Here is a 23,958-nt window from a genome sequence, read left to right as displayed (position 1 = left end):
GAGGTGCCGGCGGCCACCTGCACCCAGGTAGCCGTCCACTCACCGGAACACCACGCCCTGGTGACCCCCGCCTCGCCCTACCGTCCTCACAAGCGCGGGACCCCGGTCGCAGCGTGACAGGACAACCGTCATTCGCCCAAGGAGAGCTGATGACCGCCTCGGCCATGCATGACCCGCGCATCACCCAAGCTCTCGACCGCGCCCTGGAGTTGGGCGAGACCGGCATCGCCGTGGCGGCTTACCACCGAGGTGAGCTGATCGTCGACGCCGTCGCCGGACTCGCCGATGCCGAACGCCGCACACCGGTGGACGAGCACACCCTCTTTCCCGTGTTCTCCGTCACCAAGGGAGTGACCGCGACAGCCGTGCACCTTCAGGCCGAGCGCGGACTGGTCGACCTGCAGGCGCCCATCGCCCGGTACTGGCCCGAGTTCGCGGCCCACGGCAAGGAAACGATCACGGTCGCGCAGGCACTGTCCCACCGCGCCGGAATCCCGCAGATGCCCGAGGGTGTCACACCGGAGCTGCTGGCCGACTGGGAGTGGATGACCAGCCACATCGCGGACTTCGCCCCGGTCTTCGAGCCCGGCACCACCAACGCGTACCACGTGCTGGTGTGGGGCTGGATAGCGGGTGAGGTGGTGCGCCGCACGGACCCCGCGCGTCGTCCTTTCGACGTCTTCGTCGCCGAGGAGATCTGTGCTCCCCTCGGTGTTCAGGACTTCCACCTCGGCGTGTCCGACGGCGACTTGAAGCGGGTGGCCACGCTGTACGGTGGCAACGATTTCGGCCTCGTCGACGAGTACAACGTCAGCCCGAAGCCGGTCTTTCCCGGGGCGGACGCCCACAACCTGCGCGCCATGCAGCAGGCCGTCGACCCCGGAGCGGGCGCGATCACCACGGCCGGCTCCGTGGCCCGCGTCTTCGCGATGCTCGCCGAGGGCGGTGAACTGGACGGCGTCCGGTTGCTCTCGCGGGACCGGGTGGCCTCCTTCTCCCGACCGCGGCAGGACGCCGACGCGCCCGACCGGATCCTCCCCATCCCCGTCTGGTTCGGTGCGAGCGGGTTCTGGCTCGGCGGGAAGTGGGGTGCCTCCGACCCGCACGTCGGCGACCACGGCGACATCATCTACAGCCCCGGCGCGGGCGGCTCGCTCGCATGGGCCGACCTGCGCGACCGGATCGCCGTCGCGATCTGCCACAACAACATGGACGCCTCGGCGGTCATGGAGCCGGAGCGGACGTTCGCTCCCGTGGTCCGGGCTGTCCGGGCGATCATCGATGAACGCGAAGCAGGCCGCCGATGAGCGCCGCCCAGGAGCTCTTCGGCGGCGGCGTCGCCGTGATCACGGGAGCCGGCGCGGGCGTCGGTGCCGGTCTCGCGCGCTACGCCGCACTGGAACTCGGCATGACCGTGGTCCTGGCCGACATCGACTCCCGCGCGATCTCCGCGTTGCGTGGCGAACTCGAGGACGGCGGTGCCCGCGCACTCGACGTGCCCTGCGATGTGCGGGACCCGGAGGCGCTGGAGCACGTCGCAGAGCGCACCCTGGCCGAAGCCGGCCCGGTCACCCTGCTGGTCAACAACGCCGGCATCGAGCAGTTCGGCTACCTGTGGGACACCCCGGTCACCAACTGGCAGCGGCTCGTCGACGTCAACATCAGCGGGGTCTTCCACGGCATCAAGGCGTTTCTGCCCCGGATGATGTCCGAGCCGAGGCAGTCGTGGGTGTGGAACCTGTCCTCGGTGGGCGGGGTCTGCGCCAGTCCGCTGCAGGCGCCGTACATCATGAGCAAGCACGCCGTGCTGGCGCTGACCGAATGCCTCCACCAGGAGGTCGAACTCGCCGGGCACGCTCAACATGTGCACGTCCAGGCGGTCCTGCCGGGAGCAGTGGCATCGGACATCTTCGAGTCCGCCGGTGCCGTCGAGAGCGGTGACATCCACGCGGCGGAGGGCCACCGCGCCGCCATGCTGAGAATCAAGACCGGGGCGATGGACCCCGTGGACGCGGCGCGGGTGTTCTTCTACCAGGCCGCCGAGGGCGAGTTCTATCTGCGGTCCCAGCCCTTCGTCGCGGACGCCATGGCGGCGCGGGCCGAGGTTCTGGTTCGGCGCCGGGTCCCGCGCCTCAGCCAGGAGGGCCTCGTCGTGCCTCGAACCGACCTGCCCTGACACGGGAGACCACCATGCCCCCGCACCCGCCCCCGCTCGACCCGGACGCCTCCGTGATCGCCGCGGCCATCGCCGGCATGCCGTCGATGCGCGAACGGGGTCTCGCCGCGCTCCGCCGCGACCTGGAAGCCCTGCCGTTCCCGCCGGACCTGCCCGTCATGGCCGCCACCGGAGACCGCCGTATCGACGGTCCGTGGGGGAACATCCCGCTGCGCATCCACCGTCCGGCCCTCGCCGACAGGACGCCGGTACTGGTGTACTTCCACGGCGGCGGCATGTGCATGGGCTCCAACCACTCGTTCGAGCCGCTCGCCCGGCGCCTCGCCCACAGCAGCGGGGCCACGGTCGTAGCCGTGGACTACCACCTGGCGCCCGAGAGCCCGCCGCCCGCCCAGTTCGACGACGCCTACGCCGCCACCGTGTGGACCGCCGAGCACGCCGAGGACATCGGAGTGGACCCGGATCGTCTCGTCGTCATCGGCGACAGCGCCGGAGGCACGCTGGCCGCCGCGGTGGCGCTCGCGGCCCGGGACCGGGGTGGCCCGGCGATCAGCTGCCAGGTACTCCTCTGTCCCGGGCTCGACCGGGACCTGGGGGCCCGTTCGATCAACGAGTGCGCCGACGCGCCGGTCCTGAGCCGGGACGACGTGCTGTTCCTCAACGAGACCGCGGACGGCGGTCAGCGCTGTCCGGACGGCCCGTACCGCATCCCCGCCTACGCCGGCGACCTCGCCGGACTGCCCCCGGCCATCGTGGTGACGGCGGAGTGCGACCCGCTCAGGGACTGGGGCGAGCGCTACGCCCACCGGCTGCGCGAGGCCCGTGTGCAGACCACCCTCACGCGTTACCCGGGTTCGTACCACGGATTCGTCATGCAGTCGGACCACCTGGCCAGGGGACGACTCGCCCTCGCCGAGACCGGTGCCCTGCTGCGGGCCAAGTTCGCTCACCCACTGCCCTTTTGACCGCCCGCCGACCGGTGCGTGCCGTTCCCACCGCCGTCTACCCGGACCACCAGGAGAATCCGTGACCGACACCACCGCCGATCCGTTCGCCGACGCCCGCTCCCTCACACCGCACCAGCTGTCGAACGGGTACACATGGCCCGAGTGCCCGCGCTGGCACGACGGATCCCTCTGGTTCAGCGACATGTACGCTCACCGCATCGTGCGCCTGGAAGCCGACGGCACGCCGCGCACCGTGGTCGACCTCGCCAGGCGCACGTCCGTGAACGGGACCGAGGTCATCCCGGGTGGGTTCGGCTGGCTGCCCGACGGCACGCTCGTCGTCACCTCGATGCACGAGCGGCTCGTCCTGGCCTTCGACGGGGAACACCTCACCGAGCACGCCGATCTGCGCGACATCGCGAACGGACCGGTCAACGACATGGTCGTCGACGGCGACGGACGCGCCTACGTCACCCAGCTCGGCTTCGACCTGTTCACCGGGGAAGCACCGCGCGACTCCCCCCTGCTGGCCGTGGAGCCGGACGGCACGGCCCGTGCCCTGACCGAACTGGACGGCTTCATGGGCGCCAACGGCATCGCCGTCACGGCCGACGGCCGCCGGGTGGTGACCGCCGAGGCCTTCGCCAACCGCATCACCGTCATGGACCGCGACGAGCAGGGCCGGCTGAGCGGCCGCCGGGTCTTCGCGACCACGCCCTCCCTGCCCGACGGTATCTGCCTGGACGACGACGGGGGCGTCTGGGCGGGGATGCCGGCCGTACCCGCCGTGGCCCGGTTCACCGAGGGCGGCGTGGTCACGGACATCGTCCCTTTCGACGCCGGCCAGGCGCTCCCACCTGCGTGCGTCCTGGGTGGCGCCGACCGCAGCACTCTGTTCGTCTGCGCGGGTCTGGACGTCATGGACTGGGCGGAGTCCCGCAAGAACCGCAGGGGCACCGTCTGGCAGGTCCCCGTCCGGGTGAGCGGTGGAGCCGCCCGCCCCTGACCGGCACCTCTCCTGCTCGCTCGATGGTCCGTGTGGTCCGTCGCGTGAGCGCTCACCTCTCAGTTGGGACCTTGTTATGGACACTCTCTCCTTCGCTGACCGCGTCGTCGTGGTGACCGGGGCGGGCCGCGGTATCGGACGGGCACACGCTCTGCTGCTGGCCGCGCGCGGTGCCGGTGTCGTCGTCGCCGATGTCGGCGCCCGCGTCGACGGCTGCGGTGTGGAGGGCGACACTCCCGCTGCGGACGTGGTCGCCGAGATCGAGGCCGCAGGCGGGCGGGCCGTGGCATGCCGGGCAGACATCTCCACCGAGAGCGGTGCCACCGCGGTCGTCGAGGCCGCCGTCGAGGAGTTCGGCCGGCTCGACGCGGTCATCAACAACGCCGGCATCGTGCGCACCGGACACTTCGACGAGGTCCCGGTCGAGGAATACCGACGCCATCTCGACGTGCACTTCTTCGGCTCCCTGTTCCTGTGCCGTGCCGCGTGGCCCCATCTGATCGCCTCCGGCACCGGCAGAGTGGTCAACACCGTCTCCGCCGCGATGCTCGGCAACCCGCTGATGACGCACTACGGCAGTTCCAAGGGCGCGGTGTTCGCCCTGACCCGCAATCTCGCTCTCGAAGGTGCCCGGCACGGCATCCTCGTCAACGCCCTGTCACCTGGCGCCGGCACGCGCATGGCCGAGAACTCCGCCGCGGCTCTGTCCCCTGAAGTGATGGCGTACATGCGGACCCAACTGCTGCCCGAGCACGTGGCCCCGGTGGCCGCCTACCTCGCCCACCCCTCCTGCCAGGTGACCGGCGAAGTATTCAACGCCGCCGGCGGGGCCGTCAGCCGCATGGCCGTCGTCACCACGCAGGGGATCCACGACAGCGACCTGACCATCGAGACCGTGGCGGCACGCTTCGACGACGTCATGGCCCTCGCTCCCGGGGCACGGCCCGACGTCGTGCCCGTCCCTCAGACCCACACCGCCTGAGCCCCAACGCCCCACCGGAGTAGACGATGACCGCATCCACCGACGCCAACACGGCCTATCCCTTCGGGCCGCTGCCCGCCGACGACGCCGTGGAGCACCTGCGCCGCCTCATGGCCGACCGGCCGATGAGCAAGGTCACCATGCCGTACGGCGGCGACATCTGGATCGTGCACCGCAATCGCGCGGCACGACAGGTGCTCAGCGACCCCCGGTTCGTCCGGGAACCCTTCCGCACCGGCGAGCGGGTCGTGCCTTTCTTCGTGCCGTTTCCCGACTTCCTGCGGACGACTCTCCAGTTCGAGGATCCGCCGCAGCACGGCAAGCTGCGCAAACTGGTCCAGAAGGCGATATCGCCCCGGCGTGTACGGGACATGCGCGCGTCCGCCGTGGCCTTCGCCAACGAACTGATCGACGACATGCTGGCCCGCGGCGGCGTCCGCAACCTCGTGTCCGAGTACACCGTCGCCCTGCCGATCGAGATGCTCAGCTCGCTGCTGGGCGTGCCGTCCTCGGACCGGGAGAAGTTCGAGCGGTGGAGCTCCTCCACCCTCGCGGTGGCGGGCAGGAGCGAGGAGGAGGTCGAAGCCGACCTCGCCGAACTCTCGGCCTACATGACAGATCTGATCGCGAAGCGCCGCGAGGAGCCGCGCGACGACCTGCTCAGCGCCCTGGCCCACGCCCGCGAACGCGACGAGACGCTCACCGACGCCGAGATCCTTCCCATCGCCTTCATCCTCATCGTCGGCGGCTTCGACAACACCGCCACCTTCCTCGCCACCGGAGTGCTGTCACTGCTCCACTCGGACGAGCAGCGCGCACTGCTGATGTCCGACCCGGACGGTCTGGCCCCGACCGCCGCGGAGGAGATCCTGCGACACGGCCAGTGGGCCATCGGACGTCCGGTGGGCGGAGGCGGCGGCATGGTGCCGTTCGTCGCCACCGAGGACGTCGAGGTGGACGGCCAACTGATCGCCGCCGGGGAGGCCGTCAGCTTCGACCCGGGCGCCGTGAACCACGATGCGGGTGTCATCGACGATCCGGCCCGGTTCGACATCACCAGGAGCCACAACCCGCACCTGATGCTCAGTCACGGGCTGCACCACTGCCTGGGCGCCCCCCTGGCCCGCATGGAGCTGCAGGTCGGCATCGCCGAACTCTTCAAGCGCATTCCCGGCCTCCGCCTGGCCGGCGAGCCGGAGTTCCGCCACGACGTCCTGACCCAGCCCATGACCAACCTGCCCGTGACCTGGTGACGGAAAGGAGCACCATCACCATGCCCAAGGTCTTCTACACACAGCCCGACGGCACCGAGCGGGGCGTCGAGGGCACTGCCGGCGACTCCGTGATGCAGATCGCCGTCCGCAACGGTGTCCCGGGTGTGCTCGGGCAGTGCGGGGGCGTACTGTCCTGCGCGACCTGCCACGTCTTCCTGGACGAGCAAAATGCCGACGACTTCCCGCCGGTCGGCGAGGACGAGGACGAGATGCTCGACTGCACCGCGGTGGAGCGCGCGGCCTCTTCCCGGCTGTCCTGTCAGCTCTCCCTCGCCGAGGGGCAGCACGTCCGCGTCACCGTCCCGGAAACCCAACTGTGAGCACCGACGGACGTCTGCTGATCGTGGGGGCCGGCCAGGCGGGCGTCCAGACGGCGAGCAGCGCCCGGGAGCTCGGGTGGCAGGGGCCCATCACCCTCCTCGGGGCGGAGCCGTACCCGCCGTATGCGCGCCCACCGCTGTCCAAGGCCTTTCTGAGCGGAACCGCCACCCAGGACAGGCTGGCCCTGCGCTCCGCCGAGTTCTACTCCGACCACCGCATCGACCTGGTGCTGGACGAGCGCGTCCAGCACCTCGACCTGGCCGGTGACGGCACCGGCAGCGCCGTCACCGACAGCGGCCGTCAACGGTCTTTCGACCGCCTGGTCCTGGCCACCGGCGCCGAGCCGCGCCGTCTCCCTCTGGAAGGCGCCGGCCTGGCGGGCGTGGTCGTGCTCAGGGACCTGGATGACGCTTCGGTCCTCGCTGGTCGTCTGGCCGCCGCCGACAGTCTGGTGGTGGTCGGTGGTGGGTTCGTCGGCTTGGAGGTGGCTGCCACGGCTGCCGCGGCGGGTGTCCGGGTGAGCGTGGTCGAGACGGCGTCGAGCCTGATGAACCGTGTGGTGAGCCCGGTCACCGCGGAGATCGTCGCGAGTGCCCATCGGGCTGCGGGGATCCGTGTGCTGACGGGCCTGCGGCCTGCACGGTTCGTCGGTGACGGCCACCACGCCGTCACCGCCGTGGAGTTGGACAACGGCGAGCACCTGCCCGCCGACCTGGTCCTGATCGGTGTCGGCGCCCGCCCCCGCGACGACCTCGCCGCGACGGCGGGCCTGCACTGCGACTACGGAGTGGTGGTCGACGACCGGTCAGTGGCCTCCGACGGCCACACCCTGGCCGTCGGCGACTGCGCGAACCTGCCCGACCCCTCGCCCGGGCCGGGCCCCGCTGCGCGCGTCCGTCTGGAGAGCGTCGACAACGCCGTCGAGCAGGCCCGAGCAGCCGCCGGCACCCTCGTCGGTGCGCCGCCGCCCTCTCGCGGTGTGCCGTGGTTCTGGTCGGACCAGGGCAGCCTCAAGCTGCAGATCGCGGGGTTGGCCCGACCGGACGACGAGGTCGTCGTCCGCGTCGGCAAGCGCCCGGGGCAGCACACAGCGCTGCGGTATCGAGGCCCTGGGCTCGTTGCCGTGGAATGCGTCGACAGTCCCGCCGATTTCCTGACCGTGCGCAAGGCACTCACAGCGGGCGTCGAACTCTCCCGGGAGGCGGCTGCCGACACCGGTGTTCCGCTCAAGCAGCACCTCTCCGCCGCACTGACCTCCGCACAGCGCTGATGCACTTGGTGCCCCACCGGCGGGAGCCGGTGGGGCATCTTGGGCTGTGCCGGGTTGTTTGCCCCAGCACCACAGCCACTGCACAGCTCTGAAGCTCGCCTGGGCCAACTGGCCCGTTTCGGCGTCGCGCCCAGGTCGCCGACCACCATGACGAACCCCGCCTCCGCTGTCGGCAGCGACTCGACGATCTGTGCCCGTGGGGAGGAGCGGAATGGGTCGTGAATCGGCCGCTCGACGCGCCCACCGCACGCCCCGGTCAAGATCTGCCCTGTGAGTCCGGCGAGGTCTGCGCGGTGTCCCGGGCCAGGCCGCGCGATGTGGTGGGCCCCCGACTGCATCCAGCGTGGCGGCCACCACCTCGCCGGCGTCGCTCCCATAGCGGTGAGCCGCAAGACGGCCCCCGGCCTCGCAACGAAGCGCGACCGGGGACTGCAGCCGATCGGCAAGACCAGCGCGCCCTTGTGGCTGCCCTGCGCGAACTCGCTGTCAAGAGCAACGACGTTGACTACGGCGCGGTCGGCTTGCCGACACCGCTACGACGCCGCCACATCCTGTTGACGCCGGGTGTGCACATCGATGGCCGGCCCGGTCGGCCGGGCCGACGAACTGCGCAGTCTTCTCTCCGAGTGTCATCCCGCCAAGCCGGTACGCGATCGCTCATCGTCTCAACGCACATCGCGGATCTTCCACGTCGTGATGGCCGCGCCGAGCGCCAGCACTGCCCCTGAGGTGAACAGAACGCTGTAGTTGCCACCCCCTGCGATCCGCAGGATCGCAGGGGCCGCAAGGGGCGCGACCGCTCCCGCCACACCGGAGGAGAGGTAGTAGATACCCATGTACTTGCCTGCCTTGTCCTTCTCGGGCAGGAGACCCGTCGCCATGGCAAGGTCAACCGAGTTGAAGGCACCGCTGCCGCCCGCCAGCAGGACTCCGCCGACAGCGAAGACCGGGATGGAGGACGCGCTCGCCGTGACCACGAGGCCGCCTGCGACGAGCCCGGAGGCGAGGTAGATGAACGGCTTGCGCCTGGCGAAGCGGTCGGACAGCGTCCCTCCCGCGATCGAGCACCCCACCATCGCCACCAGGCTGATCCCGCCGACCACGGCGAGCTGGCGCCCCGCCTGCTCCGGTGTGAGCCCCAAGCGGTCCAGCAGGAAGTACAGCTGGTAGGTGCTGAAGAACGTGAAGCCGAACTGCAGACAGAACTTCCCGACCCAGACGAGGGCGAAGTCGGAGTGTTTGGCCGGGTTGAACCACAGGCCCTTGAACACATCGAGCAGTGAGCCGATCCGGGTGTCCTCGGGCGCCGGCTGGTCGGGCACGGTGAGCAGGTACACCAGGGCCACAACTCCGAGAACGGCCACGGGTGTCAGGAAGAGCAGATAGGCATTGCCGGTCAGGAAGCTGCCGAAGAGACCGGCTCCCACACCCGCGACGGCAGCGCCCGAGCCACCGATGGCTCCGACCGTGCCTCGTTGTCCCTCGGACACCTGCTCCGCGAGAAACGGATTGATGGCGGCGCTCAGAGAAGCGGCGGCGACCATGGACACGATGTACCCGACGAGCATGACCACCACCGTCGGCGCCGCAGCGATGATGAGAGCGCCGAGCGCCGAGAGACCGAGTCCGATCACGATGAAGGGGCGCCGCCGCCCCCACCGCAGCCGCGTCCCATCGCTCAGCACGCCGGCCAGCGGGCCCGCGACGAGGCCGAAGACCCCGCCCACCCCGATGACGAAGCCGAGGCTCGTGTCCTTGGCCGCGGGGTCGATCACCTGCACCTTGTAGGCCAGGCTGAAGAGGGTCGGCATCAGCAGCGTCAGCTGGAAGCCGAACATCGTGAGCGCGTAGACCGTGATGAACCAGGGGCCGACGGGCGAAGGCCCCGAACTCTGCGGTGTGCCGGGCGACTCGGTGGCCACAGCTCCGGCTCCCGGTTGGGCAGCATCCGGGATGCGCCCGGATTCGATGGGATCAGCACTCATCCATGGCTCCGTTGTGCTTGAGGTGATGGCGCGCGCAACCAAGATTTGCCGGGACCGTAACGCGGCCCAGCTTGCGCGCGCAAGCATCAGGAGGGTGTTAATCTGATGATGTTGGTTGCGCGCACAAGCAGAGGCCGGAAGGACGCATGACGCCGCGTGAGGTGAAGGAGATGGCCGGTCGGCGCGTCACCGCCGCCGACGTGGCCCGGTCGATCGGGGTCTCCCGTGCGACAGTGGGTTATGTCCTGAACGACACCCCCGGTGCACGGATCTCACCGGAAACCCGCCGTCGGGTACTGCAAGCGGCCGCGCACCTGGGCTATCAGCCGAGCAGGGTGGCTCAGTCACTGGCCCGCGGCAGATCGAGAATCGTTCTCATCGTGGTTCCCGACTGGCCGTTCGAGTACACGCTGCGCGCGCACCTGGATGAGGCCGCCCGCGTCCTGGACGAGGCCGGCTATGCCACCATCACGTACACGCATCACGAGTCCGAGCACACCCGGCCGCTGTGGAAGCTCGTCGAGCCGGAGGTCGTCGTCGGGCTCGTCCCGTTCACTCCCTCGGAAGTCCGGTCCATCCGGGCGGCCGGAATCACCCGCATCGCACCCGACCCGGTGCGGCACGTCGACCTCGGCTCCATGCCGGCGGTCGTCATGGGGGCCGAGCTCCAAGTGCGCCACCTCGCAACCACCGGATGCCGCAGAATCGCCTTCGCCGCGCCGTCGGACAAGCGCCTGTCAGATCTGTCGGCTGTCCGTCAGCGAGCTGCCGCGCGGGAGGCCGCCGCGTTGGGGCTGGAGTGGGTGGACGCCCGTGAGATCGACTACCACGATGAGAGTCTGCCGACGCTTCTGCACGGCTGGCTGGCGGCCGGCGTCAGCGGCGTGGTCGCTTTCAACGACGACATCGCCGCCATGATCGTGGGCGCGGCCGCCCGGGCGGGCATCGAGGTGCCGGGAGCCCTGGCCGTCGTCGGGCATGACAACAAGCCTGTGGCGTCCTACTTCGCGCCCACCATCTCGTCCGTGGCCATCGACAGCGTCGACCTGGGCCGATGGACCGCCGGACAGGCCCTTCATCTCGCCGAGGGCCGCACCACCACCGAGGGTGTTCCCGAGCTGAACGCCATCCTCTTCCCACGCGAGTCGACCAAGCGCCCGTAGGAGGGCTTTTCATCGTCGAGACCAGCCGCGTCGCCACGCGTGACCGCGGGTGGGCCGACGTCCTGAAGCTCGGCGTCCCGGCACCGTGAAAGGCACCCGCCCGAAGACGGCGACGCCGCCCCGGCCGATTGCGCTGCGGCATTCGGCGCCTGGGCCGGGGCGGCCGCCTTGCGTTCACCGCAGGACGAGCCGGGGCACCACCACTGTTCCACTCGCGCGGATGTCGTCGCTGGCCAGTCCCAACAGCAGCGTGAGGTCGCCCTCTTCGACGCCGCGACATCCGTCCGGCCAGGTGTAGGCCAGACGCTGGAGAGGCACGGTGAACTCGACGGAGGCGTCGGACCCCGGCGCCAGCTCCACCCTGGCGAAGTCGAGGAGCTGACGCACCGGGCGCACGACGGTCGCGACCTCGTCACGTCCGTAGAGCTGCACCACAGCGGTGCCCCGGTGGTCCCCGATGTTGCTCACCCGTCCCGTCACCGTGATCGCTTCGTCCGACACCGTGGCTCTGCCCAGGGTCACGTCGAAGTCGGTCCAGGTCAGGCCATGACCGAAGGCGTACAGCGGGGAGTTGTCGTCGAGGTCGGTGTAAACGGGCCGGGTGCCGCCGTGGTTGGAGTACCCGCTGCCGATGGGGTGGCCGTGGTAGAGCGGAATCTGACCGAGGCAGCGGGGGAAGGTGGAGGGCAGCCGGCCGCCGGGTTCGGCCAGGCCGAAGAGCACGTCGGCGATGGCCTGACCGGCCATGTCGCCGAGCAGAGGAGCCAGGACAACAGCAGCGGACGCGTCGTGGACGGCCTCCAGCAGCAGTGGACGACCGCTCACCACGACGGTGACCACCCGCTTGCCGAGCCGTCGCAGCGCCGACACCAGCTGCTCCTGGTTGCCGGGCAGCCTCGGGTCGGAACTGGTGCGCCCTTCACCGGCGGTGTGGTTGCCGACCCATCCCGTCCGCTCACCGACCACGGCGACGACGACGTCGGCGTCCGCGACAGCGGCGGCCAGTGCCGTCTCGTCCAGGCCCGCTCCGGGCTCGATGCTGCCGATGGAGTGATACCCGATGCCGGGGACCATGGACCGCAGGGTGGTCACGACGCTGTCCGCGTCCGGATGCAGTCGGTGGGCCGCCGCCTCGAACGCCGGCTCCGTGCCGGGCAGGCGCGTCTGGAAGAGGTCGGTGAAGACCTCCGCTGATGCCTCGACGCCGGGTACGTCACCGGCGATGATCTGGCGGATCGCGATGGGGAGTTCCCGGTTGGCCACGTCGGAGTAGGCGCCGAAGTGGATGCGCAGTTCGTCGGCGGCCGGACCGACGACGGCAATCCTGCCCGCCCCGGCGTTCAGGGGCAGCACGCCGTCGTTCGCGAGCAGGGTGATGCTCTTGGTGGCGATGTCGCGGGCGAGCTCGCGGGTATCGGCCTTGTCCGTCGACACCGGCGGTGCCGAAGCCCGGGCCGGGCCGAAACCGGGGACGAGGCCGAAGCGCGACTTGAGTCGGAGAACGCGTTCCGTCGCCCGGTCGATCACCTCTTCGCTGATGCGTCCGGCCGCCACCTCCGCGCGCAGAGCGGAGAACATCGGTGCGCTCGGCAGTTCGACGTCGATGCCCGCTTCCAAGGCCTGGACTGCCGCTGCCCCGGGCGTCGCCGCCGTGTGCTGTCTGCTGAGCAGCATGCTGACCGAGTCGTAGTCGCTGACAGTGAGGCCGTCGAAGCCGAGTTCGCCACGGAGCAGGTCGGTCAGCAGCCAGCGGTTGGCGGCGGCCGGGATCCCGTCCACTTCGTTGTAGGAGTTCATCATGACCGACAGGCCGGTTTCCCTGATGGCGCGGCGGAAGGGCTCCGCATACACGTCGGTGAGCTCGCGCCGGCCCAGCTGCGTCGCGGCCTGGTTCAGCCCGCCGAGCGAGTGCCCGTACCCCAGGAAGTGCTTGCCGGTGGCCAGGACACCTGACTCGTGCCGCTCTCCCTGAAGACCGGTGATGTAACCGACGCCCATGCGCGAGACCAGTTCCGGATCCTCGCCGTAGGTCTCGTGGACGCGGCCCCATCGCAGGTCCCTGACGATGTCGAGGACCGGCGAGAACATCAGATGAAATCCGAGGTCGCGGGATTCACGGGCCACGATCTCGCCGATGCGGCGCGGCACCTGGGGGTCCCACGTCGCCGCCTGGCCCCAGGGGGTCGTGAACTGGCTGCCCGCCTCGTGCACCAGCCCGCTGACGGCCTCGCCGTGCACGAGCACGCCGATCCCGAAGGGACTGAGGTCACGGACGATGTCCTGGATCTCCCCGAGCACCTTGCGCAGTTCGTCGCGCTCCGTGGCGAGCTGGTACGCCAGTGACAGATGCCCGACGCCGTGCGGGCGCCTCCCGGGGATGCGAGACAGGTCGACGACGCTTTCCCCGCCTGTGTAAGCGGCGGTCGGATCGACGAGGTCGTAGTAGCTCAGCCCGGTCAACTGGGCGATTTTCTGGTCCAGGTCCAGTCTCTGGACGAGCTTGGCGATGTCGGTCATCGTCTTCCTCGGTGCGTGTCGTGAATGTGCTCGTGGGTGCCGGGGGGAGGGAAGCGTGGTGGAGTCCGTGGGTCTGGGCTCCGCCCGTCTCACCTCGCTGCGGACGGTCGGCTGGTCTTCTCGGCCGTCACCAGGGCTTCGGCGCACTGGCCGGTGTCGGCGGTCACCTTGACGCGGATCTCACCGGTCCCCGTGGGCCGGACCACGGCCAGTGCGCGCCCGCCGAATGTGGGGTGGGTGTTGTCGGTGAACGGTTCAGTGTTCCTCGGGTCGCCACTGCCCAAGCCCTGCAGGACGCCGGGGCCGTCAACACTCACCTCGACTCGACGGTCGGTGGCGGTGCAGACGACGCCGTCGGCGTCGACGAGGGCGATGTCGACGAACGTGAGATCGTCCGGACCGGCAGCCACCACGGGACGGTCCACGGTCACGGCGAGAGCGATGTCGCCGGTGGCGGTGACCAGCTCGCTGCGCCCCGTCTCCGCACCGTCGCGGTGGGAGACGGCCGTGAGGGTGCCCGGAGTGAAGGGCACCTCGAACTCGGTGCGGTACCGGTGCCGGGCTCCGGCGGCCTTGCGGCCGAGCGAGTCCCCGTTCACGAACAGTTCCACCTCGTCGGCGTCGCTGTAGACCTCGACCACCAGCGGCTGCCCCTCGTGCCCGGGCCAGGTCCACGTCGAGAGGCTGTCACTCCAGGCCCACGGTGAGGACATGACCTCCCGGCCGTGGGACTCGGGCCGCTGAACCGCGATGTAGGGCGTGGAACGAAGGCCGTAGACGATCTCGCGGTAGTACGAGGCGGGACGGCGTACGCCGGTGATGTCGTGGTCGCCGACCCATGCGGTGAGCCAGGGATACTCCCCCATGAACCCGCCCGACTGCTCGGCGTACTGGGGCCGGCCGACACCCACCTCGCCGAGGTAGTCCCATCCCGTCCAGGTGAAGTCGCCGATGACGTGCGGGTTCGTCGTCACCAGGTGCCAGAGGCGGTCGATGTGAGTGGGGAAGGTCTCCGAGCCCACGATCACACGGTGGGGAAACAGCCGGTGGTCGAGTTCGTAGCGGCCGTCGAGGTAGTTCATGCCGGCGATGTCGAGCGTCGCGAACACTTCGGCGGTGCGTTCGGTGACCAGAGGGGAGGCGCCGAGCTCGTTCATCATCTCGCCGGCGTTCGCCATGAACGTGTTGATGCCCGTGCCGTCGTCCGCGGCCGCGCTCGCCGCCTCCGACTCGGCCCGCTTCCTCAGCTCGTCCATCACCGTGAGCAGGGCGTTGACGCCGCTCGTGACGTACCGGGTGTCGTCGAGTGAGCGCACGCGCTCGGCCAGTCGCCGCGCCCACATCGCACCGTGCGGTCCGCCGACCTCGGGGATCTCGTTGCCGATCGAGTAGGCGAAGACACTCGGGTGGTTCCTGTCCTTGCGCACCATCGCGTCGATGTCACGCTCCCACCACTCCGCGAAGTCGAGGGCGTAGTCGAAGTCGCTCTTGCTTCGCGTCCACATGTCGAAGGCCTCGTCCATGACCAGCATGCCGAGTCGGTCGCAGGCGTCGAGCATCGCGCGGCTCATGGGATTGTGCGCGCTGCGCAGGGCGTTGAAGCCGGCCCGCTTGAGCAGTTCCACCCGGCGCTCGTCGGCCCTGGCGATGGCGGCGGCACCGATCACGCCGTTGTCGTGGTGGACGCAGGCGCCCCGCAGATCGACGGCTTCACCGTTGATCCGGAAGCCGCGCTCCGCGTCGAGGTGCAGGGTGCGGATACCGAACACGGTGTCGGCCTCGTCGATGACCTCCTCGCCCGCGCGCACGGTGACCGACGCACGGTACAGGTGCGGCGTGTCAGGGCTCCACAGCGCCGGGCGGGACACGAGCAGACGCTGGCGCAGAACGGCGTCCTCGCCGGGAAGCACGCTCACCGGAGCGCGGTCCACGGCGACGACGCTGTTCCCGCCGTCGAACACCGTCGTCTCGACCATGACCGTGCGCAGCCGGGTCGTCCGGTTCTCCATCGTCGTGGCGACGTGCACGACGGCGTGGTGTGCGTCGATGTCGGGCGTGGTCACGCGGATCCCGTCGAGTGCGACATGGACGGGATCGGCGACGACCAGGTGGACAGGGCGATGGATGCCACCGCCCGAGTACCAGCGCGAGTCGCGGTGCGCCCGTGCCTCGACGCGCAGCACGTTCTCCTCGCCGTAGCGAAGGAAGTCGTCGGCCACGATGGAGAAGCCGGTGTAACCGGAGGCCCAGCGGCCGGCGAGGTCGTCGTTGAGGTACACCGACGCCGACCGGTACACGCCCTCGAACTCGATCAGGACGTTCTTGCCCGCGTAGTCGTCCGGTACGAAGAACTTCTTCGTGTACTCCCATGTGCCGCCCCGGAAGAACCCGGTCGCCGTCCCGTCGTCCAGCTCGGCCTCCCGGGGTGTGCCGATGACGGCGTCGTGCGGCAGGGTGACCGGCTCGGCGACGACCGGCCGGCCGAGCTCGGCGAACTCGTTCGCCTTGACGCGAAACGTCCACCCCTCCGAGAACGGCTGACGGATCACTGGTTCTGCCTTTCTGAACGGTCTGATGGGGCTCGTCGAGTTGGCTGGGGCGTCGCAGCGGCTCTGACGCCGCCTGGTCAGATGGCGTTGGCCCTGGCCACCTGACCGAGCCACGCGAGGCTGGGCTTGGGGCGGCGTTCGAAAGTGGTCCGGTCGACGGAGACGAGGCCGAAGGTCGGCTCCCAGCGCCCCCACTCGAAGTTGTCGAGCAGACTCCAGTGCAGGTAGCCCCGGACATCGATGCCGTCCGCGACCGCGTCGAGCAGACCGCGCAGTGCCGAGGTCGTGTACGCGATACGCCGCTCGTCGTCAGGGGTGGCGATGCCGTTCTCAGTGACGACGAGAGGCACGTCGCCCACCACCTCATGCGTGTGCCGCAGCGCCATGCCGAGCGCGTCGGGCCGGTACGCCCAGCCCATCAGGGTGTTGTCGGGGTGTTCCGGATGCGGAACGATGCCGTTCTTGTCGACCATCTGGCTGGTGTAGGACTGCACACCGACGAAGTCGTCGTCGCGGGCCGGCTCCAGGTACATGTCCTCCCACAGTCGCTGCATCGCGGCGTGCTCGGCCTCGGCCCCGGGCGCGGGGACGAGTGCCTGGTTGGCCACGGTCCAGCCGACCTTCGCGCCGGTCGCCGCACGTACCAGCGGCGCGGCCGCGCGGTGCGCGGCGATGAGGGCCTCGCCGATCTCGGCGTCGGGCAGAGCGCCGACGAACTGGTACTCCTTGCCTTCGGCGAGCCGCCGCTGCTGTCCGTGGTTGACCGCGACGATGTTGGGCTCGTTGATGGTGCACACCCACTCGACTCCGTCGAGGATGGTGCACGCCTGCTCGACGTACCGGGTGAAGATCTCTGTCGCGTCCTTCGCGAGCCACGCTCCCTTGTCTCCGAACCAGATGGGGTGGGTGAAGTGGTGCAGGGTGACGACAGGGGTGAGGCCCAGTTGGACGGCAGTGTCGATCATGCGGCGGTAGTGCGCGAGTTCGGCATGGGAGAACTTCCCGGGACTCGGCTCGATCCGCGACCATTCGACGCTGAAGCGGTAGGCGTTGAACCCGGCGTCGGCCAGGAGGGCCATGTCCTGCGGGTACCGGTGGTAGCTGTCGACCGCGTCGCCGCTGAACTGGACGCCGTGTTCGGCGGCGGTGTGTTCCAACTGCCACCAGTCGTTGTTGAGGTTGTTTCCCTCGATCTGGTGCGCGGCCGTCGACGCGCCCCATAGGAACTGCTGAGGGAATGTGCGGGTCATGAGTGCCGGCTCCTTCGTTGATTCGCGGGCCGGGTTCGCTCCCCCGGCCATGGAGTCAGGAGGTGGTCGTCGCGCGCTGAGTACTCAGTGCCATGAGCTCGTCGAGTCGCTCGTCCGGGATCGGCTCGGGCAGATAGACGAGGAGCAGACGCAAGGTCATGTGGGAGGCCATTGCCCGGATCGCCGGGTTCTTCCAGCTCTTTTCCGCCTCTTCGTCGGTCGAGCCGGCTGTGAGCGTCTCGGTGAACGCCTCTCCGACCACCGGATGGCTGAACCACTCGCCCACGGTCGAGTCCAGGGTCAGTGCCGGCGGGTGCTCCCTGGCATCGCCGGGCAGCTCCACCTCGGCCTCTGCCTCGATCTCATGTGCCGAACGGCCCACCTGGACCCGGTAGGTCCCGCGGGCGACTGTCCACTCGCCCTCCGTGATGTCGTAGTAGGCGAACGCGCGGCGGTCCAACGGGATCTCCACCACGGTGCTCTCGCCCGGATCCAGGGCGACCTTGGCGAAGCCGCGCAGTTCCCGGGCCGGCGTGCTGACCGGCCGCTGGGGCGCGGAGACGTAGACCTGGACGACGTCCTTGCCGAAGCGCTCACCGATGTTGGTGACCCGCAGACGGACGATCGCGGTGTCGGCCGTGACGTCGGCCAGTTCGAGATCGTCGTGGGCGAACCTCGTGTAGCTCAGGCCGTGACCGAACGGGTAGCGCACGGCCACGTCGTAGGTCTCGTAGTAGCGGTAGCCGACCATGACGCCCTCGCCGTAGCGAACATGTCCGGCTTCGCCGGGGAAGTTGACGACCGATGGGGTGTCGTTGAGCCGGAACGGGATCGTCTCGGTCAGGCGGCCGGAGGGGTTCACCCTGCCGGTCAGTACGTCGGCGATCGCGCCGCCGCCGGCCTGGCCCGGCAGCCATGCCTCGACGATCGCGTCGACATCGTCGTGCCACCCCTCCAGGCTCACGACACCACCGTTGAGCAGCACCACCACCGTCCTGCGTGCAGCAGCAGCCACGGCCTTGATCAGCTCGACCTGTTCGGCGGGCAGCAGGATGTGCCGACGGTCGAAACCCTCGGATTCGTCCACTTCGGCCAGGCCCGCGTAGACAACGGCGACCTCGGCCTTCGAAGCGGCGGCCACGGCCTCCGCTCGCAACGCCGATGCGTCGCCGGCGCCCGAGGTGTCGAATCCCTGTGCGTAAGCGATCCGGGCCTCGGGGAGGAGCGCCCGCAGTTCCGCCAAGGGCTCGTCGACCATGGCGGCGTTCACGTGCGAGCTTCCGCCGCCCTGGTAGCGCAGGGATCGCGCGAACTCACCGATCACGGCGAGCGAGGCCGGGGCGGTCAGCGGCAGGACGTCGCGGTCGTTCTTCAGCAGGACGAGGCAGTCCGCCGCGAGTTCGCGCGCCACGATGTGGTGCGCCGCGAAGTCGATGACGGGTTTCTCGTCGCTCGAACCGGTTGCTTCGATCAGGGCGCGAAGCCGGGCCACGACCCGGTCCACCACAGCCTCGTCGAGTTCCCCGCTGCGGACGGCGTCAGCGACCTGCCTGTCGGTGCGACCGCCGGTACCGGGCATCTCCAGATCGCACCCGGCCGCCACGGCCGCGACCCGGTCCTGCACCCCACCCCAGTCGGAGACCACCAGACCGTCGAAGCCCCACTCGTCGCGCAGGACTTGAGTGAGCAGCCAGTGGTGCTGCGTGGCATGGACGCCGTTGACCTTGTTGTAGGCGGCCATCACGGAGGCCGGCTGGGCCTGGGTGACGACCCGCTCGAAGGCCGGGAGGTAGATCTCGCGCAGCGTGCGCTCGTCGACGTCCGCGCTGACGCGCATGCGGTCGGTCTCCTGGTTGTTGGCGGCGAAGTGCTTGACGCAGGCGCCCACACCCGTGCTCTGCAGACCGGTGATGTACGCCGCTCCCAGGACTCCGGCCACCAACGGGTCCTCGGAGAAGTACTCGAAGTTGCGTCCGCACAGCGGAGAACGCTTGATGTTCACCCCAGGGCCGAGGAGTACGTTGACGCCGTGGGCCCGGGCCTCGTGTCCCAGGGTCTCGCCCGCTCGCCCGACGAGCTGGGGGTCCCAGCTGCTGGCCAGCGCCACCGCGGGCGGGAGGCAGGTGGCCGGGGCACTGTCATGGACACCCATGTGGTCACCGGCGTCGCCCTGCTGGTAGCGCAGGCCGTGCGGGCCGTCGGCGAGCACGAGCCCGGGGATCCCGGCGTGCTCGACCGGCTTGGACGTCCACATGTCGTGGCCTGACAGCAGCGAGGTCTTCTCATCGAGCGTGAGTCCGGGGTCGTGCGAGCTCATGAGCACCTTTCATGGGTTCGTGTGAACGGCAGTGATCCGCTGGGTCAGGGGTGGCGGCGCGGGCGGCGCGGAGGCTCCCGCCTCGCGGGCCGCTTGAGCTCACTGCGCGCACGTGGCTGACGATCAGAGGCGTGGCTTCGCTGACGCGAGCCCACAGGTCGGTGTGAGCGGCCCATCGCGGTCTTGGTCTGTTCAGGATTCCTGGATCTCGCTGCGGCTCTCCTACCTCTGGTGGTGGAACGTTCCGCGGGCTCTCGTAGTCATGAACGCCGGCTGCCTGTGGCGACGGTCTAGTGACTGCCCCGGCGGATGCGGGACCGCGGAACTTCTCCAGCTTGCGCGCGCAAGCTGGAGATCTGGAAGCTACTATCGCCTAGCGGGCTTGCGCGCGCAAGCAGTGCATGGCGATCGGAGGGAGCGTTTCGAGTGGCGGGCACGGGAGCGAAACGGCGTGTCACGGCGGCGGACATCGCCCGCTCACTGGGGGTCTCCCGGGCGACGGTCGGATACGTACTCAACAACACGCCAGGGCAGACGATCTCCGAAGCCACTCGGCGACGCGTCCTGGACGAGGCCTCACGCCTGGGCTACCGCCCGCATACCAGCGCCCAGCGGCTTGCCAGCGGACGCAGCCGCATCATCCTGCTGGTACTCCCGGACTGGCCGATGGGGTTCACTTTCTCGAAGCACCTGGAAGAGGCATCGGCAGCGCTCGACGAGGCGGGTTACTCGCTCGTGACCTACACCCGTCGCGCCGGCGGGCACTCCCGCCCGCTGTGGGAGGTCCTCGAACCCGATGTCGTCATCGGCTACGCGATGATGGTGGGCCTCGACGCGTTCAGCCCTGACGAACTCGACTCGCTGCATGCCGCGGGCGTGACCAAGGTCTTCCCGGATCCACGCCTGCCGGGTGCCTCCTCCCCCGACGCCGCGTCCGTGGCGGCGATCGTCGCCGGCGCCCGACGTCAGGTCCAACACCTGCACAGTCTGGGCCACCGACGCCTTGCCATCGCCCTGTCCGCCGACCCACGACACGCGCTGCTGGCCGAGTCCCGGTCCCGTGCTGCCCGACATGCCGCCGAGCAGCTCGAACTCGGGGTCGTGGACGCCCGCCCGGTGGACTACCGCGACGGTTCCGCCGACCGAGCGGTCGAGGCGTGGCACGAGACCGGTGTGACTGCTGTGGTCGCTTTCAACGACGAGACGGCTGCTGCGACGGTGGGCGCTGCGGTACGTGCCGGGCTGTCCGTCCCCGGCGACCTCGCTGTCGTCGGTCACGACGACACACCCTTGGCGGCGATGTTCGTGCCCTCGATCTCCAGCGTCCGTTTCGACACCGCCGGTCTGGGCCACTACCTGGCCGAGATCGCCCTGCACGAAGCCGAGGGGCGGCCACTCAGCCGACAGGTTCCCGACCTCGACGCGACCGTCGTCGTGCGCGAGTCCACGGGCCCTGTGAACACCGACGCCGGCGGTGATCCGTAGGAAGCTGTTGCCTTTCCGGGCTTGAGGACCGTGCCGTGCCTGGGAACACCCCCGCATCCTCGCCCGGGACTGAAGGCATCTCGATCCATCCTCGAGGCAGTCGTGGAGGCGTGACGGCTGAGGCGCCGACCGCCGTGCAGGGCAGGCGGTGGCCGGTGACGACCTCCCACTTCAGCCATGCCTCAAGGCGCTTCGGCGCAGGACCGAGCGAACTCGCGCGGCGAGGACCGCATGGCGGATGGCCGACCGGCGGCCGACATGCGCGTACGCGGCCCGGCCCACCCTCCTTGAAGGGGGCGAGCCGGGCCTGGCCAGATGCCCGCGTCAGGCGGAAGGGGCTCCGGTGAGGACCTCGACGCGGCCGGTGTCGAGCGAGTAGTAGGCGCTGACGACGGCCACGTCGCCCTTCTTCACGAGCGGGGCGAGGTCGGCGTTGGTCCGCAGGTCGGCGGAGGTCTGCTTGGTGTGGACGCGGATCATGGCGTCGACGGGGTCGGCGTGCTTCTGCTGGGAGATCTCCTCGTATGCGGGGCGCAGGGCTTCGACGATCGACTGGAGGTTGCCGGGCAGCGGCTTGTTGTCCTTCAGCGCCTTGTACGCCGCCTTGATGGCGCCGCAGCGCTGGTGCCCGAGGACGACGATCAGCGGGGTCCCCGCGGTCATGGGGCCGTACTCGACGGAACCGGTGACGACCGGGGCGACCACCTGGCCGCCGGTGCGCATGACGAACAGGTCGCCGAGCCCGGTGTCGAAAAGCAGCTCCGGCGGCACCCGGGAGTCGATGCACGACAGGATCACGCCGTAGGGCTTCTGCTCCTCGGCGACGAACTCGCGCCGCGCGGGATTGCGATCGGGGTGCTGAAGGTTCCCGTCCACCCAGCGCTTGTTGCCGTCCATCAGCCGTGCGAAGGCCGCCCAGGGTGAGTCGGGGCGTGCGTTCGTGGCGGCTGAAGGGGTCGTCGTCGCAGCTGCGGGCGTCGCTTTCGCCGCTGCTGCGCTGTTGTCCGTCTTCGACGAACAGCCGGTTATCACGGCGGCGGTGGCGAGCAGCCCTCCGGTGAGAAAGGCTCTGCGCTGCGGAAGCGGGGCAGTGCTCATGGGGGTTCTTCCTTCCAGTGTCGTGCGGTGTTCACTCGGCGGAACCGAGGGCTTGAAACAGCCCCGTTCCCGGGTGGTTCAGGAGCGCCAGTCGGGGTGCCCTGGCATGGGCGGGACCTTCTCGGCGTACAGCCAGGAGCGCAGGAACGGGCCGAGGTCGCGGCCGGTGACACGGCCGGCCAGGCGGATGAAGTCGGCGGTGTCGGCGACGCCGTCGCGGTGTTCGCGGATCCAGGCGCGCTCGATGCGCCGGAAGTCGGCCTCGCCGACCTTCTGCCGCAGGGCGTACAGGGTCAGGGCTCCGCCCTGGTAAGGGGTCCAGCCGTAGGGGGCGAGCGCCTGGGGCTTGAAGGCGCCGCGGCGCGGCGCGGCGATCGGCCCCTCCTTGCGGAGGTTGGCGTTGGCCTTCCGGTACATCTCGCGGATCGACTGCTCCGCGTTGACGCCGTGGCGTTCGGCCGTCCACAGGGTCTCGTAGTAGACGGCGTGGCCCTCGTTCAGCCACAGGTCGCTCCAGCGGCGCGGGGAGACGCTGTTGCCGAAGTACTCGTGGGAGATCTCGTGTTCCACGACGCCGTCCGTGCCGTTGTCCGCGAATCCCTCGGGGGTCAGATGCCCGGCGGGCAGCAGGGTCAGGGACTGCGTCTCCAGTTCGCCGCCCACGGGGGTGGCGTAGACGCCGTACGTGCGCAGCGGGAAGCCGCCCCGGCCCAGGCGGTGCTCCAGGAACCGGATCGCTTCGGGGACGGTCCTGTTCAACTGCGGTTCGATGGCCCGCGCTTGTTCGGTGGGGAGCGCGTAGCGCAGCTTGATGCCGTGCGGGCCCTGCTTGTGGACGACGGTGAAGGGGCCGACGCCGATCTGGAGCAGTTCGGTGGCAAGCTTCCGGCGGCTCTCGAAGCGGCGGGTGGTGTACGCGCCTTCGCGCCTGGTGGCGCTGAGTTCGCCGTTGGCGATGGAGTTCAGCCGGGAGGGCGCGGTGATGGTGATGGTGGCGGGCGCCTTCTGGGCGGGGTGGTCGGCCAGGGCGGCGATGCGGTGGGCGCCGGACGGCTGGTTGATGGTCTGGACCCAGGAGCCGTCGCGGAACATGCCGACCACGGGGCCCGTGCCCAGCTGCGCCGCCTGCCGCGTGTCCGGCACGGGGGCCTGGATCCGGACTCGTACGGTGAACCGCTCCCCGCGCCGCAGCGGCACCGCCGGCGTCACGCGGAGTTCCTCGCCGGAGCGAGACCAGCGGGCCGTGCGGCCGTCGACGGTGACCTCACGGACGGTGGTGCCGGTCAGGTCGAGGTTGAAGCGGGACAGGGCGTGCGAGGCGCGGGCCTGGACGGTGGAGGTGGCGGTGTACTGCTTCAGGTCCTTGGTGAACCGCAGGTTGAGGTCGTAGTGGCGGACGTCGTAGCCGCCGTTGCCGAGCCCGGGGTGGAGCCGGTCGCCGAGTCCGGCGGCGCCGGGGCGCGGGGTGTCCGCGGCGTGCGGCGTGGGGGACGCCGCGGCGGTGGTGCACGCCGTCAGGCCGAGCAGGGTGGCCGCGAGTGCGGCCGCGATCGCGGGAGTCCAGGGGTGCCGTGTATCGAACTCGCGGCGTCGATGGGGGCGTTGCTGGAGAAGGCCC

Annotated in this window: 17 protein-coding genes; 10 read left to right on the top strand and 7 right to left on the bottom strand. The window is 69.9% G+C overall.

Features of this window, described 5'->3' with window-relative positions:
• Positions 1-149: 149 nt before the first annotated feature.
• From ABZ948_RS29525 to ABZ948_RS29490, 8 genes are all read left to right on the top strand, one after another.
• A complete protein-coding gene (locus ABZ948_RS29525) occupies positions 150-1,307 on the top strand; it encodes a serine hydrolase domain-containing protein (protein ID WP_359764554.1) in 1,158 nt (385 codons plus the stop codon).
• Positions 1,304-2,176 carry an SDR family NAD(P)-dependent oxidoreductase gene (locus ABZ948_RS29520; protein WP_359764552.1) on the top strand — a complete coding sequence of 291 codons (873 nt, stop codon included), beginning with the start codon at positions 1,304-1,306 and terminating at the stop codon, positions 2,174-2,176. Before ABZ948_RS29525 ends, ABZ948_RS29520 begins: the two co-directional genes overlap by 4 nt.
• Positions 2,177-2,190: 14 nt before the next feature.
• Positions 2,191-3,141 (top strand): alpha/beta hydrolase, encoded by a 951-nt coding sequence (locus ABZ948_RS29515; protein ID WP_359764550.1) that lies wholly within the window; start codon positions 2,191-2,193, stop codon positions 3,139-3,141.
• Positions 3,142-3,202: 61 nt separating this feature from the next.
• On the top strand, positions 3,203-4,129 hold the full coding sequence (locus ABZ948_RS29510; protein WP_359764548.1) for an SMP-30/gluconolactonase/LRE family protein: 927 nt from the start codon (positions 3,203-3,205) through the stop codon (positions 4,127-4,129).
• A gap of 76 nt (positions 4,130-4,205) precedes the next feature.
• Positions 4,206-5,111 carry an SDR family NAD(P)-dependent oxidoreductase gene (locus tag ABZ948_RS29505; protein WP_359764546.1) on the top strand — a complete coding sequence of 302 codons (906 nt, stop codon included), beginning with the start codon at positions 4,206-4,208 and terminating at the stop codon, positions 5,109-5,111.
• A 26-nt stretch (positions 5,112-5,137) separates the two neighbouring features.
• Positions 5,138-6,364 (top strand): cytochrome P450, encoded by a 1,227-nt coding sequence (locus ABZ948_RS29500; RefSeq protein WP_359764544.1) that lies wholly within the window; start codon positions 5,138-5,140, stop codon positions 6,362-6,364.
• Between the two features lie 20 nt (positions 6,365-6,384).
• Entirely contained in the window at positions 6,385-6,705 is a 321-nt protein-coding gene (locus ABZ948_RS29495) for a 2Fe-2S iron-sulfur cluster-binding protein (RefSeq protein ID WP_359764542.1), read from the top strand.
• Positions 6,702-7,976, top strand: coding sequence for an NAD(P)/FAD-dependent oxidoreductase (locus tag ABZ948_RS29490; RefSeq protein ID WP_359764540.1), 1,275 nt, complete (start codon positions 6,702-6,704; stop codon positions 7,974-7,976). The genes ABZ948_RS29495 and ABZ948_RS29490 overlap by 4 nt, the downstream gene beginning before the upstream one ends.
• Positions 7,977-8,641: 665 nt before the next feature.
• On the opposite strand, the gene ABZ948_RS29485 is transcribed toward ABZ948_RS29490, so the two are convergent.
• Complete coding sequence (locus ABZ948_RS29485) at positions 8,642-9,961, bottom strand: MFS transporter (RefSeq protein ID WP_359764538.1); 1,320 nt, start codon at positions 9,959-9,961, stop codon at positions 8,642-8,644.
• Positions 9,962-10,107: 146 nt separating this feature from the next.
• Between ABZ948_RS29485 and ABZ948_RS29480 the strand changes: the two genes are divergently transcribed.
• Complete coding sequence (locus ABZ948_RS29480; RefSeq protein WP_359764536.1) at positions 10,108-11,124, top strand: LacI family DNA-binding transcriptional regulator; 1,017 nt, start codon at positions 10,108-10,110, stop codon at positions 11,122-11,124.
• A gap of 174 nt (positions 11,125-11,298) precedes the next feature.
• Here the strand turns inward: ABZ948_RS29480 and ABZ948_RS29475 are convergent, their stop codons facing one another.
• The 4 genes from ABZ948_RS29475 to ABZ948_RS29460 form a co-directional block, all read right to left on the bottom strand.
• The gene (locus tag ABZ948_RS29475) at positions 11,299-13,641 is read right to left on the bottom strand and encodes a beta-glucosidase family protein (protein WP_359764534.1); all 2,343 of its coding nucleotides are present in this window, start codon (positions 13,639-13,641) and stop codon (positions 11,299-11,301) included.
• A gap of 89 nt (positions 13,642-13,730) precedes the next feature.
• A complete protein-coding gene (locus ABZ948_RS29470) occupies positions 13,731-16,190 on the bottom strand; it encodes a glycoside hydrolase family 2 TIM barrel-domain containing protein (RefSeq protein WP_359764532.1) in 2,460 nt (819 codons plus the stop codon).
• A 77-nt stretch (positions 16,191-16,267) separates the two neighbouring features.
• Positions 16,268-17,440 (bottom strand): glycoside hydrolase family 1 protein, encoded by a 1,173-nt coding sequence (locus ABZ948_RS29465; RefSeq protein ID WP_359764530.1) that lies wholly within the window; start codon positions 17,438-17,440, stop codon positions 16,268-16,270.
• A gap of 55 nt (positions 17,441-17,495) precedes the next feature.
• Entirely contained in the window at positions 17,496-19,757 is a 2,262-nt protein-coding gene (locus ABZ948_RS29460) for a glycoside hydrolase family 3 C-terminal domain-containing protein (protein ID WP_359764528.1), read from the bottom strand.
• Between the two features lie 426 nt (positions 19,758-20,183).
• On the opposite strand from ABZ948_RS29460, the gene ABZ948_RS29455 reads away from it, so the two are divergent.
• Positions 20,184-21,242, top strand: a complete 1,059-nt coding sequence (locus ABZ948_RS29455) for a LacI family DNA-binding transcriptional regulator (RefSeq protein WP_359764526.1) — start codon at positions 20,184-20,186, stop codon at positions 21,240-21,242.
• A 324-nt stretch (positions 21,243-21,566) separates the two neighbouring features.
• Here ABZ948_RS29455 and ABZ948_RS29450 read toward each other — a convergent pair whose 3' ends face one another.
• Positions 21,567-22,340 (bottom strand): carbonic anhydrase, encoded by a 774-nt coding sequence (locus ABZ948_RS29450; protein ID WP_359764524.1) that lies wholly within the window; start codon positions 22,338-22,340, stop codon positions 21,567-21,569.
• A gap of 78 nt (positions 22,341-22,418) precedes the next feature.
• Positions 22,419-23,958 (bottom strand): M1 family metallopeptidase (locus ABZ948_RS29445; protein WP_359764522.1); only part of this gene is annotated, 1,540 nt, incomplete at its 5' end.

It is taken from the genome of Streptomyces olindensis (assembly GCF_040645895.1).
Taxonomy (GTDB): domain Bacteria; phylum Actinomycetota; class Actinomycetes; order Streptomycetales; family Streptomycetaceae; genus Streptomyces; species Streptomyces olindensis.
Note: the sequence above shows the minus strand (reverse complement) of the source record. Positions and strands in the feature narration are given on the sequence as shown.